Below are 11,802 nucleotides of genomic sequence, written 5' to 3'. Positions count from 1 at the left end.
CTTGGTGTGCAATGCCCGAATCTGTGGCAAGCAGGGAATCAAAAATGGGTAAAGGTCAGGCCAAGCTTGAAGGTCGGGCCGTACTCTTCGTATTGGGCGTTGTAGGCGCCGTGGCCGGCGTAGACGTAGTACGACTCGTCCGTGAGGTTCTGCGCCTCGAAGTTGAGCTGCAGGTTCTTGGTCAGCGAGTAACGCGCACTGAAGTCGACGAAAGTCTGGGCATCCACGTGCAGGTCGTGGGCCTTGTCGTTGATTGCGGCCAGCTCATAGAGGTAGTCGGACTTGTAGTTGGCCGACAGGCGCAGGCTGAGGGTGTCGTCTTCCCAGCCGAGCATCAGGTTGCCGACGGTGTCCGACTGGCTCGGCAGGTCGATGCTGCGTTTGCGGTTACCCCCGCTGGCGGCGTCGAAGCCTTCGATCTGCGCGTCCGAACGGCTGAAGGTGGCGTTGGCCCCCAGCAGCAGGCCGTTCCATGGGGCGGGCAGCCAGTCGTATTTCTGCGAGTAGGCCAGTTCCAGGCCGTAGAGCTTGGCGCTGTCACCGTTGGTGAAGGTGTGGGCCTCGGAGAAATCGACCCAGGCACCGCTGCCGGCGACGTCGGTGTTGTAGACGAAATTCTGGATGTCCTTGTAGAACACGAACGCCGAGATCGTGCCCGCGCGGCCCATGTAGTGCTCGATGCCCAGGTCCAGGTTGCTCGATTCCAGGGGCTTGAGGTTGGGGTTGCCAAAGGTTGCCTCGTCATCGTCGATGACAAACCCCGGCGCCAGTTGCCCGAAGGTCGGCCGCACCACGGACTTGGTCCAGGCCGCGCGCACCTGGGTGTTCTTGTCCAGTTGGTAGCGCGCGTGCAGGCCGGGTAACCAGTGGTGGTAGCTGCGCTTGCTGTCGTTGGCCTCGAACTCGCCGTCGTTGACCCCGGTGCCCTTGGCTGCGAATTCGGTGCCTTCGTAGCGCATACCGGCAATGAAGCGCCAGTCGTCGATGTCCAGGGTGTTCATCAGGTAGCCGGCGTTGATGTCCTCGCTCATCTTGAAGTCGTTGACCCGCGACTCGGTCTCGTCATAGAAGTCCGCCCGGTCGAGGCCGCCAATCAGGTTCTTGATCGCGCTGGAACTGATACCCGGGCCGAACTCGCCAAGGCGGTAGTGGACCTTGCCCTTCTGGAACTGGCTGAGGTTGAGTTGTTCATCGCTCAAGCCCAGGTCGTCGAAGTCCTCATAAACCCAGGCGTCGAGGTTGTTGTCTTTGTTGCGCCGGCTGACCTTGCCGCCGAACTTGACCTGGGACGCATAACCGCTGAGGTCGTAGTCGCGGGCCAGGTCCAGGCGCAGGTTTTTCTCGGTGTCGGTGGTTTTCTGCTTTTCCCAGTCGACCTTGTCGAGGCTGAAGTTGTCGGGGTTGTAGAAGTCCTGGCCAATGATCAGCCGCGGCTTCTCGGTGTCGTAGAAACCGCTGCCGGCAAAGTCGTCGGCGCCACTGAAGGCGGCATTGGCGATGTGCCCCGGGCTGTCTTCGCTGGAGCGGCTGTAGCCGGCCTGGCCGCTGAGGGTCCACAGGCCCAACAGGCGCTCGCCACCCAGCACGTAGGACTGGATCTCCTGGGTTTCCTCGCGCTGTTTGAGCTTGCGCTTGCCGTCGGCGTCCCCCCGTTCTGCGGCGGCCTGGGGCTCGGCGAACTCGATGCTGGTGGAGTTGCGCGTCTCGCTGTCCTTGTAGCGGCTGTAGAGGGTGCGCAGGTAATAGCTGCTCAGGTCATCGGGCTTGTAGTCGAAGTTCAGGCCGCCACCGGTGCGTTCCCGGCTGATGTCGTAGTCACGCTGCTCGAACTCCTCAAGCCTTGCACCGCGCTCGAAGTCCCAGGCGCCGCCGGTCTCGACGTTGTCCGAACCGAAGTCACGCTTCTGCCAGCTCAGCGCCGCGGCCACGCCGAAATTGTCGATGCCGTCGCCCAGGCTGAAGCGGTCGCTGATCGCCCCGGAAAATTTCGGGCTGGTCTGGTGGCTGTTCTGGTCGTAGCTGGCCTCGCTGCTGCCGGTGTAGAACAGGCCCGGGTGATCGAAGGCCGACAGGCTCTGCACATCCACGGTGCCACCGAGGGAGTTGGCGTCCATGTCCGGGGTCAGGGTCTTGATCACCGACAGCGATTGCACCAGCTCCGCCGGCAGTACATCGAGGGCCACGGCGCGGCGCTCGCTTTCCGGCGAAGGCACCAGGGTACCGTTGATGGTCACGCTGTTGAGGTCCGGACCCAGGCCCCGCACGCTGACAAACCGGCCTTCGCCCTGGTCGCGCTCGACACTGACGCCCGGCATGCGTTGCGCTGCCTCGGCCACGTTCTCGTCCGGCAACTGCGCCACGCCGTCGGCATGCACCACGCTCTTGATACTGTCGGAGCGGCGCTGTTCCTTGAGCGCCTGATCGATACTGGCGGCCTGGCCGACCACTTCGATGTGCTCGGTCTGGCCGGCGGTTTCGGCGGCGTGCAAGCGTTCGCTGGCAATCGCCAGGGCCAGGGCGGTCAGTGTGAAACTGACGAGCCCGGCGGTGCCGCTGCGCGGGTGGCTGCTGCGCTGGTACATGGTGGTCCCCCCAAGAGTCCGATGACGCCAGGCAAGAGGCCCGGCAACTGGGAGGGCACGCTAGGGGTGGGGAATGACGGTTCTGTGACAGCCTGAGCCAGGTAGCCCGGTAAACAGGGGGTTTAGCGCGGTTTTGCCGCGACAGTGAGCTGATTTGACCTCTGATACGAGGGGGCCGATCAGCATTTTGCCCTGACTTGAGAGCATCGCGAGCAAGCTCGCACCCACAGGTTTAGTGGCCGTACGCAAGATTTGCAGGCAACCAGACTGTGGGAGAGGTCGGGCGGCGCTCCGTTTGCTCGCGATGGCGATTTTCCAGGCACCATTCGCTGGGTGGCGAAAAAATCGCGTGTTCCAGGCTGAGCTGATTCGACCTCCCCGCCCCGTCACCCAACTGTCACAGACATCTGCTGTGCTGGCGCGCACTGCTCGTTCGCCAAAGGATCACGGCCATGTTCTCGGTACTCAAACCCCACCGCTGGAAACTGCTCCTGCTGCTGTTGGCCGCCAACCTGGGGCTGATCCTGCACCTGGCCTGCGGCGAGTTGAAAAGCGTCAGCGAATGGGTCTGGCTGGACATCGTCGGTGAAGGCGGCTCGGCCCTGCTGGCCCTGGTGTGGCTGGGCCTGGTGCTCAAAAGCCGGCCTGCCGGGCGGGTCACCAATTACCTGGCGCTGGGCCTGGGCTGCATCTTTTTCTCCTGGTGGATCGACAGCCTCGACGAGTTTATCCGCCTGCCCGACAGCATCACCTGGGATCACTGGCTGGAGTCGGGGCCGATGCCGGTGGGCATGCTCCTGCTGACCCTGGGCATCTATCACTGGCACCGCGAACAACTGGCGATCAGCGCGCAGATGGAAAAGCGCGAGCGGCTGTTTCGCGAACACCGGCTGTTCGACAAACTCACCCCCTTGGGCGGCGCTGACTATCTCAAGCGCCAACTGGCCAGCAGCCTCGACGAAAGCCTGGCGCAGCAGCAACCGCTGTCACTGCTGGCCCTGGACCTGGACAACTTCGCCGCCATCAACCAGGCCTGTGGCCACGCCGAAGGCGACGCCGTGCTGCAGGCCGTGAGTCACTTGCTGCTGCTCAACCTGCGGCGTCAGGACCTGCTCTGCCGCCTGGCCGGCGATCGCTTCGTGGTGCTGCTGGCCAACACCGGCGAAAGCCAGGCACGGTTGCTGGCGCTGGAGCTGCAACAGGCGGTGCACGGCCTGGCCCACAAAACCCGCCAGCACGGCGAGCGCCTGCACCTGTCGGCAAGCACCGCGGTGGTGATGGCCATGGACGAATCCCCCGAGCAGGTGCTCAAACGCCTGAACCTGGCGCTGGCCCGGGCCAAGCAGCCGCTGGCCAAGACGGCCTGAGGCGCGCCCATGACCGGCAAATCCCTGTGGTACGAAAACGACAGTCGCTTCATTCCCGGGCATTACCAGCCGGCGACCCTGATCGACCTGGCCCTGTCGCGAGAGATCGACAGCCATCGCCTGCTGCGCGGCACCGGGCTGTTTCATGAAGACATCCTGGCCGGCCAGACCCGCCTCAGTCCCCAGCAGTTTGTTGCCTTGATCGGCAACAGCAAGCGTCTGCTCGACGCCGACGACAGCAGCTTCCTGTTTGGCCAGCGCCTGTTGCCCGGGCATTACGGCGCCGCCAGCCATGCCCTGCGCCACGCGCAGAACCTGCACCAGGCCCTCGACACCCTGGTCCTGCAGCAGGCGTTGCTCAGCCCCTTGGTGACGCCGCAACTGGTGCTGGATGAGCAGTACGCCTACGTCTACTGGTTCGACAGCTGCGGCGCTGGCGAGCAGTGGCGCTTCCTGCTGGAGGCGAGCATGACCTCGCTGGTCGCCATGAGCCAATGGCTCAGCGGCCAGCGCCTGCCGTGGCAATGCAGTTTCAGCTACGACGAGCCCCGTTATGTCGAACAGTACTGGGTACACCTGGGCGAGCAGACCCAGTTCCAGCGCCCGCTGGACATGATGCGCATTCCCCGCCAGTACCTGACGCAAGCCTGGCCCGGCGCCTCCGCCACGGCCGGCCAGGTCGCCCGCCAAGAGGCCCAGCAGCAGTTGGAGCAGTTGGGCCATGCCAGCAGCTTTCTCGGCTGCCTGTACCGTTACCTGCAAAGCCATGTCCGCCAGGCGCCGAGCCTGGAGCAGGCGGCCCAGGCCTTCGGCATGAGCCCGGCCACCCTCAAGCGCAAGCTGCACAAGCACGACACCGGTTTCCAGCAGCAGGTCGACCTGGTGCGCAAACACGTGGCGCTCTACCTGTACCAGGTCAAGGGCTTGAGCAACGAGGAAGTGGCCGCCTACCTGAACTTCAACGACCCGGCGAACTTTCGTCGCTCGTTCAAGCGCTGGACCGGCAGCACCCCCAAGCTGATCCGCCAGCTATTCAGTGGGGCTTGAAACGCCGCAGGCTATCGAAAGCGCAGCCGCGCGTTGTTATGCTCGTTGCCCGCCCCACCGCCTTTTACGTAGAGCCTTGCATGTCCCCACCCCCGAGCGCAGACCATAGTCCCTGGCAGGTATTTTTGCTGTTCCTGCGCCTGGGCCTGACCTCCTTCGGCGGCCCGATTGCCCATCTGGGCTACTTTCGCGAGGAGTTCGTGGTGCGTCGGCGCTGGTTGAGTGAGCGCAGCTATGCCGAATTGGTCACGCTCTGCCAGTTCCTGCCCGGCCCGGCCAGCAGCCAGGTCGGCATGGCCCTGGGCCTGTCACGGGCCGGCTACCGTGGCGCGCTGGCTGCCTGGTGCGGGTTCACTCTGCCCTCGGCCCTGGTGCTGATCCTGTTTGCCCTGGGGCTGCACGACTACGGCGACGCCGTGCCCGGGGGCATCGTGCATGGTTTGAAAGTGCTGGCGGTGGCGGTCGTCGCCCAAGCCGTGTGGGGAATGGCGCGGTTGTTGTGCCCGGACTTGCCGCGCATCCTGCTGATGATCGGCGCCGCGTGCCTGGTGCTGATGCTGCCTGTTGCCGGGGCCCAGGTCGGGGTGATTGCGGCAGCCGGTGTCGCCGGGCTGTTGCTGTTCAACCCGGCGCCCACCCTGGCGCACGAGCCATTGCCGATCACCATCAGCCCCCGTGCCGGGCTGTTATGGCTGGCGTTGTTTGCGGTGCTGCTGGTGGGCCTGCCGATCCTTGCCCAACTGCTGGCCAGCCCGACCCTGAGCATGATCGATGCCTTCTACCGCACCGGCTCGCTGGTGTTCGGTGGCGGCCACGTGATGCTGCCGTTGCTGCAGGCCGACGTGGTGCCCAACGGCTGGGTGAGCAATCAGACCTTTCTCGCCGGCTATGGCGCGACCCAGGCGGTACCTGGGCCGTTGTTCACTTTCGCCGCGTTTCTCGGCGCCTCGATGCAGGGCCCGCAGTCGGGCTGGCTCGGTGGCCTGTTGGGGCTGCTGGCGATCTTTGCGCCGTCGTTCCTGCTGGTGTTCGGCGCACTGCCATTCTGGGAGCGGCTGCGGCGCAACCTGCGCATGCAGGCGGCGCTGCTGGGGATCAACGCCGCGGTGGTCGGCCTGCTGCTGGCCGCGCTGTATCAGCCGGTGTGGACCAGCGCCATCCTCACCCCGGCAGACTTTGCCCTGGCCCTGGTGGCGTTGGTGGCGCTGATGTTCGGCAAGGTCGCGCCGTGGAAGGTGGTGCTGGGGTGCGGCTTGGCGGGCTGGGGCCTGGATGTCATCCTGTGAGCCACTCAACGACTAGGCGCAAACTCGGAACATGGATCAGTCACTCCACGGCAGTTGCCTGTGCGGCGCCGTCAGCTACCAACTGAGCAGTGCGCTCAAGGCCTTCACCCATTGCCATTGCCGCAAATGCCAGAAAGCCCACGGTGCGGCGTTCGCCACCTATGCCAGTGCGCCCAGATCGGCACTGGCGATTACAGCCGACGCCTCGGCGCTCAAGGCCTACCCCTCTTCCCCTGGGGTCACCCGTCAGTTCTGCGGGCACTGCGGATCATCGCTGTTCTGGTCGGATGCCCGGGGCGCGTTCCCGGACTGGATCTCGATTGCCGTCGCAACCCTGGACACCCCCTTCCAGCCCGCCAAGCAACGCCACAGCTGCATCGAGGACAAAGCCTGCTGGTATCAGCTCGACGACGCGCGGCGACCCAGATAGCGAAAGACTGATTGCAGCGCGGCCTCGGGCGTGCGCGGGGCAAAACCCAGTTGCTGCCTGGCCTTGTCGATGCAGTAGTGCTGGCGCACCTGGTGGAACATCCGCACCTGACTTTGCAACAACTGCGCCGGCCGCCCGGTCATTCGCGCGCGCGCCTCCTCGACCCAGGCCAGCGCCAGCAACAGCCAGCGCGGCGCCGGCGCGGGCAGCCGATAGCCCGGAGTAACCGCATTGGCCGCATCGATGATCTGCGCCAGGGACGAACACCGTTCGTTGGCCAGAATGTACCGCTGCCCAGGCTGGCCCTTGTGCGCGGCCAGGATCATGCCCGCGGCCACGTCCCGCACATCGACAAAATTGAAATGAAAGCCCGGGTCCAGCGGCAGTTTGCGCTGCCTGACGGACTCGATGAACCCCATGGTGTCGGTCAGGCGCGTCGCATTCGGGCCGATCATGGCCGAAGGCAAGACCGCGACCATCCACAGGTCAAGGGCTCGCGCCGTGTCCCAGGCAACTTGCTCGGCGAGGATCTTCGAGCGGTAATAGGCGTTGTCCTGCTCGACGTTCCACTGCTGCTCATCCAGTGCCTGCCCGTTGTGCCCGATGGCCGCCACGGAGCTGACGTAGACCACCCGCTTGACCCCGGCCCGCTTCGCTGCCCGCAGGACCCGGCGAGTCCCCTCGACGTTCGGCTGGACAATCTCGGCCTGGGGATCTCGGGCCCAGTGCTTGAACACCGCCGCCACCTGGAACAACACCTCGACCCCCTGCAACGCCTTGAACAGCGCCTCCTCGTCGAGCAATTCGGCGTACACCAACTCGCAATCCAGGCCCTGGAACGCTGCGCGGTCGTCGATATCGCGAACCCCGGCCCGCACCCGATAGCCCTGCTCGAGCAAGGCCCTGACCAGGGTATTGCCCAGGTGCCCATTGGCCCCGGTGACCAGACATGACTGACTCATAGCGCCTCGTTGATCCCTGTCGTGGCGGCCAGCATGGACTCTGCCCCTGGGGGGAGAGTCAAGGGCGCAGGGCCTGGCCGGTGATGGGCCTGCCCCTGGCGTTCGAGAGACCGATCGAACGCATCGGTGACGATCAGGCCCCCCTCAGTCGTGAGCCACCCGGGCGCGCTTGAGCAGTTTCTTGCAGCGCTCGGACAGGTGCAGCACGCGCAGGTGCTTGCCGGCCTTGGCGTAGCGCTCGCGCAGGGTGTCCAGGGCGGCGATGGCCGAGTAGTCGACGAAGCTCAGGTGCCGGCAGTCGAGGGTCACCTGGGGTGGGTCGCCGGCGCTGTCGAACTGGTTGAGAAAGGGCGTGGTCGAGGCGAAGAACAGCGTGCCATGGACCCGGTAGAGCTTGCTGCCGTCGGCCTCCAGGTGGCTGTCGGCATACAACTGGCGGGCTTGCTGCCAGGCAAAGTTGAGCGCGGCAATGATGATCCCGCACAACACGGCGGTGGCCAGGTCGGTGAAGACCGTGACCAGGGTCACCGCGACAATCACCAGCACATCGTTCAGCGGCACCTTGTTCAGGACCCGCAGGGAGGCCCAGGCGAAGGTCTGCTGCGAAACCACGAACATCACCCCGACCAGGGCCGCCAGGGGAATGCGCTCGATCAGCGGTGACAGGAACAGCACGAACAACAGAATCATCACCCCGGCCACCACGCCACTGAGCCGCCCGCGCCCGCCGGAGCTGAGGTTGATCACGGTCTGGCCAATCATCGCGCAGCCACCCATGCCCCCGAACACCCCCGAGACCATGTTGGCCGCGCCCAGCGCCACACACTCACGGTCCGGGTAACCACGGCTCTCGGTGATCTCATCGGTCAGGTTCAGGGTCAACAGGGTTTCCAGCAGTCCCACCAGTGCCATCAACACCGCGTAGGGGGCAATGATGCGCAGGGTCTCGAGGGTCCACGGCAAGTCGGGGAATGCCAGCACCGGCAAGCCGCCGGCAATGTGTGCCATGTCCCCCAGGGTCCGGGTCGGTAGGCCCAGCAGGTAGACCGCCGCACCCACCCCCAGAATCGCCACCAGGGCCGGCGGCACTGCACGGGTCAGGCGCGGCAGCAGGTAGACAATGGCCATGGTCGCGGCCACCAGGCCGAGCATCAGGTACAACGGTGTTCCGCTGAGCCAGGCCTCCCCGCTCTTGAAATGCTCCAGTTGCGCCAGGGCGATGATGATCGCCAGGCCGTTGACGAACCCCAGCATCACCGAATGCGGCACCATGCGCACCAGCTTGCCCAGGCGCAACAGGCCGAACGCAAGCATGATCAGCCCGCCCAGCAGCACGGTGGCGAGCAAGTACTGCACGCCGTGCTGGACCACCAGCGCGACGATCACCACCGCCATCGAACCGGCCGCACCGGAGACCATGCCCGGCCGGCCGCCGAACAGTGCGGTCAGGGTGCAAATGATGAAGGCGCCGTAGAGCCCCATCAACGGATTGAGGTGGGCCACCAGGGCGAAGGCGATGCACTCGGGCAACAGGGCAAAAGACGTGGTGAGTCCGGCCAGGACATCGGCGCGCAGACGTTGAGGTTTCATGGCTTACCTGAAGTGGCGACCGGAGCAACCGGCCGTGGACGATGACGGGAAAAGGCGGTGAATGTTACGCAATTGCCAGCGGGCGGACCAGTCGTGGCGGGCTCCAATCGTCAATGGGGATTTTGTAACAACTGGCGACCTGTCCATTTCCAGACTGCGTGCTACACCTTGGTGAGCGTCCTTTCCCACGAGTCGACCGACCATGACCGCAACGCCACTGCTGACCGCGTTCCTGCCCATTGCCCTGGGCATCATCATGCTGGGCCTGGGCCTCTCACTGACCCTGGCCGACTTCACCCGCGTGGTGAAATACCCCAGGCCCGTGCTGATCGGCCTGGTCTGCCAGTTGCTGGTACTGCCATTCCTGTGCTTCCTGATCGTCCAGGGTTTTCGCCTGGAGCCGGCGCTGGCCGTGGGCCTGATGCTGCTGGCCGCCTCACCCGGCGGCACCACCGCCAACCTCTACAGCCACCTGGCCCACGGCGACGTGGCGTTGAACGTGACGCTGACGGCGGTCAACTCGATGATCGCGATCCTCAGCATGCCGCTGCTGGTGAACCTGTCGCTGCTGTATTTCATGTCCGCCGACCAGGCCATCCCGCTGCAATTTGCCAAGGTGCTGCAGGTGTTCGCGATTGTCCTGCTGCCGGTCGGCCTGGGCATGCTGGTGCGCCGCTTCTGGCCACGCTTTGCCAGCCGCATGGAAAAACCAATGAAAATCGTCTCCGCCCTGTTCCTCGTCGGCACAGTCACCATCGCCTTCATCAAGGACTGGCAGACCGTGGTCGACTACGCGCCGGTCGTGGGCCTGGCCGCGCTGCTGTTCAACCTGCTCAGCCTGGCCATCGGCTACGGCGTCCCCCGCCTGCTACGCCTGCCACAACGCCAGGCCGTGGCCATCGGCATGGAAATCGGCATCCACAACGGCACCCTGGCCATCGCCCTGGCACTCAGCCCGAGCCTGCTGAACAACGCCACCATGGCCATTCCGGCCGCGATCTACAGCTTCATCATGTTCTTCACCGCCGCAGGATTCGGCTGGTGGGTCAACCGCGTACACGGTAAGCAGTTGGCGTTGGAGGAGCGGGAATTGGCGGGGTGAGTGGGGCAAACGCGGCGAGAACTGCGTCCTTGAACGCAGCCTCGCGGGCTCGGCAGCAGTGACAGGGGATGGGCGGACTTCCAGATTCTATGGCGCACCATCCCCCCGCTCCACCACCGAACTATCACTGCAAATACCATTGACCCCATGCTTGCCCGTGTACGACAGACTGAAACTCTGATCGGGATTACGGGAAATCGAGATTGTCACTCCCTCCCCCGTCGCTTCGTAGTAATTGTCATTGAAGCGCTTGAGCCTGGCTTGCTTGCCATTGATATAGACCGGCCCTCCCTCATCGGCATGCACCTCGATACCACCGGGACAGGTGTAATTGAGCAGCGGGATCGCCGCCTGGACAAGCGAGCTGCTCAACAGCAACAGGGGCAGAAGGAATAATCGGTTCATGGGACAACGCCTTATCCGTGAGTGGCAAGTTCGACACCGGACAGTGTAGCCAAACAAACTGCCCCGCGGTCAGCGAGGCTCCTACCGTCACTCACCAGCACCACGTCGAAGCCCTCTACGTGGGCCAGGCTGGCTATACGCCTGGCTGCAGCGAAGACTGGGAACCGAGTGGAGCGACAATTGGAGCCTGGAGGCCGATGACGGCAATGAAGGCAAGACCTCCAGCGCCATCCCCCCCAAAAACAACGTCAATACCTGACGCTGACCCTGCGCGCACAGTATTGAGGGTGATGCACCGCGCTTGACGGAACAGGCGGCGGTGCGTAGCCTTTCTGGAATGATCATTCCAGAAAGGCATCAACGATGCGCACCAAGGCTTTCAACCACGACGAGATAGTCGACGCCGCGATGCAGGTGTTCTGGCAACTGGGCTATAGCGCCACTTCGATCCAGGACCTGGTGGACGCTACCGGACTGTCTCGCAGCAGCCTGTACAACGCCTTCGAGAACAAGCATGGGCTTTACGCGCAGGCGCTACGTCGTTATCACGAGCTGACCGCCCGCAACATCACGCTGCTGCAGGAGCCGGGTCCGGTCAAGGAACTGGTCCGGCGCCTGCTGATGCGCATCGTCAACGACGAACTCGATGGCAGTGCCCAACGGGGTTGCCTCGCGGCCAATGCCGCACTGGAGTTGGCCGGTCCGGACGACCGCATCACCGAGCTGCTGGCAGGCAACTTCCTGCGCCTGGAAAAGGCCCTGGAGCAGGCGCTGCTGCGCGGCCAGGCCGAAGGGGAAATCGCCTCGCAGAAAAACCCCCGGGCATTGGCACGGTTTATCGTCAACACCATTCAAGGCCTACGGGTCTTGAGCAAAGGCAGCGCCCGGCACCAACGCCGGCAACGCTTGCTGGATGTGCTCGACATCACGCTGGACGCCTTGTAACCCCAACATAACCCTGTAGAAACCCAACACAGATTGCGTCGCGCCAGCGCTACAAAGACTGGCGCAGGGCTTATGGCTGCTTTTTA

General features: G+C 64.4%; 10 protein-coding genes. 6 read left to right on the top strand and 4 right to left on the bottom strand.

Translation table 11 applies throughout. The features are described 5' to 3' along the window. Positions 1 to 38: 38 nt before the first annotated feature. Complete coding sequence (locus H7995_RS13955; RefSeq protein WP_185818502.1) at positions 39 to 2,582, bottom strand: TonB-dependent receptor; 2,544 nt, start codon at positions 2,580 to 2,582, stop codon at positions 39 to 41. Positions 2,583 to 3,034: 452 nt separating this feature from the next. On the opposite strand from H7995_RS13955, the gene H7995_RS13950 reads away from it, so the two are divergent. The 4 genes from H7995_RS13950 (at position 3,035) to H7995_RS13935 (ending at position 6,712) form a co-directional block, all read left to right on the top strand. Beyond that, positions 3,035 to 3,949, top strand: coding sequence for a GGDEF domain-containing protein (locus H7995_RS13950; RefSeq protein ID WP_182340757.1), 915 nt, complete (start codon positions 3,035 to 3,037; stop codon positions 3,947 to 3,949). 9 nt (positions 3,950 to 3,958) lie between these two features. Beyond that, positions 3,959 to 4,996, top strand: coding sequence for an AraC family transcriptional regulator (locus H7995_RS13945; RefSeq protein WP_166590634.1), 1,038 nt, complete (start codon positions 3,959 to 3,961; stop codon positions 4,994 to 4,996). A gap of 80 nt (positions 4,997 to 5,076) precedes the next feature. Continuing rightward, a complete protein-coding gene (gene chrA / locus H7995_RS13940) occupies positions 5,077 to 6,282 on the top strand; it encodes a chromate efflux transporter (RefSeq protein WP_166590635.1) in 1,206 nt (401 codons plus the stop codon). 31 nt (positions 6,283 to 6,313) lie between these two features. Continuing rightward, positions 6,314 to 6,712: a GFA family protein gene (locus H7995_RS13935; protein ID WP_166590636.1), complete on the top strand. Its 399-nt coding sequence runs from the start codon at positions 6,314 to 6,316 to the stop codon at positions 6,710 to 6,712. On the opposite strand, the gene H7995_RS13930 is transcribed toward H7995_RS13935, so the two are convergent. Together H7995_RS13930 and H7995_RS13925 are read right to left on the bottom strand one after the other, a co-directional pair. Further along, on the bottom strand, positions 6,682 to 7,674 hold the full coding sequence (locus H7995_RS13930) for an NAD-dependent epimerase/dehydratase family protein (protein WP_185818501.1): 993 nt from the start codon (positions 7,672 to 7,674) through the stop codon (positions 6,682 to 6,684). The genes H7995_RS13935 and H7995_RS13930 overlap by 31 nt on opposite strands. Before the next feature lie 144 nt (positions 7,675 to 7,818). Then, complete coding sequence (locus H7995_RS13925) at positions 7,819 to 9,264, bottom strand: SulP family inorganic anion transporter (protein ID WP_182340766.1); 1,446 nt, start codon at positions 9,262 to 9,264, stop codon at positions 7,819 to 7,821. Positions 9,265 to 9,466: 202 nt separating this feature from the next. On the opposite strand from H7995_RS13925, the gene H7995_RS13920 reads away from it, so the two are divergent. Next, positions 9,467 to 10,366 (top strand): bile acid:sodium symporter family protein, encoded by a 900-nt coding sequence (locus H7995_RS13920; RefSeq protein ID WP_166590638.1) that lies wholly within the window; start codon positions 9,467 to 9,469, stop codon positions 10,364 to 10,366. Between the two features lie 87 nt (positions 10,367 to 10,453). Here H7995_RS13920 and H7995_RS13915 read toward each other — a convergent pair whose 3' ends face one another. Continuing rightward, entirely contained in the window at positions 10,454 to 10,771 is a 318-nt protein-coding gene (locus H7995_RS13915; protein WP_185818500.1) for a hypothetical protein, read from the bottom strand. Between the two features lie 363 nt (positions 10,772 to 11,134). Here H7995_RS13915 and H7995_RS13910 point away from each other — a divergent pair, with 363 nt between their 5' ends. Beyond that, complete coding sequence (locus H7995_RS13910; protein ID WP_185818499.1) at positions 11,135 to 11,716, top strand: TetR/AcrR family transcriptional regulator; 582 nt, start codon at positions 11,135 to 11,137, stop codon at positions 11,714 to 11,716. Positions 11,717 to 11,802 lie beyond the last annotated feature (86 nt).

The sequence above is a fragment of the Pseudomonas kielensis genome, from assembly GCF_014236655.1.
Taxonomy (GTDB): domain Bacteria; phylum Pseudomonadota; class Gammaproteobacteria; order Pseudomonadales; family Pseudomonadaceae; genus Aquipseudomonas; species Aquipseudomonas kielensis.
Note: the sequence above shows the minus strand (reverse complement) of the source record. Positions and strands in the feature narration are given on the sequence as shown.

Excerpts from the sequence above, each read along its gene's own strand:
- H7995_RS13955 (WP_185818502.1), bottom strand. The coding sequence starts at position 2,582 with ATGTACCAGCGCAGCAGCCACCCGCGCAGCGGCACCGCCGGGCTCGTC.
- H7995_RS13950 (WP_182340757.1), top strand. The coding sequence starts at position 3,035 with ATGTTCTCGGTACTCAAACCCCACCGCTGGAAACTGCTCCTGCTGCTG.
- H7995_RS13945 (WP_166590634.1), top strand. The coding sequence starts at position 3,959 with ATGACCGGCAAATCCCTGTGGTACGAAAACGACAGTCGCTTCATTCCC.
- chrA (WP_166590635.1), top strand. The coding sequence starts at position 5,077 with ATGTCCCCACCCCCGAGCGCAGACCATAGTCCCTGGCAGGTATTTTTG.
- H7995_RS13935 (WP_166590636.1), top strand. The coding sequence starts at position 6,314 with ATGGATCAGTCACTCCACGGCAGTTGCCTGTGCGGCGCCGTCAGCTAC.
- H7995_RS13930 (WP_185818501.1), bottom strand. The coding sequence starts at position 7,674 with ATGAGTCAGTCATGTCTGGTCACCGGGGCCAATGGGCACCTGGGCAAT.
- H7995_RS13925 (WP_182340766.1), bottom strand. The coding sequence starts at position 9,264 with ATGAAACCTCAACGTCTGCGCGCCGATGTCCTGGCCGGACTCACCACG.
- H7995_RS13920 (WP_166590638.1), top strand. The coding sequence starts at position 9,467 with ATGACCGCAACGCCACTGCTGACCGCGTTCCTGCCCATTGCCCTGGGC.
- H7995_RS13915 (WP_185818500.1), bottom strand. The coding sequence starts at position 10,771 with ATGAACCGATTATTCCTTCTGCCCCTGTTGCTGTTGAGCAGCTCGCTT.
- H7995_RS13910 (WP_185818499.1), top strand. The coding sequence starts at position 11,135 with ATGCGCACCAAGGCTTTCAACCACGACGAGATAGTCGACGCCGCGATG.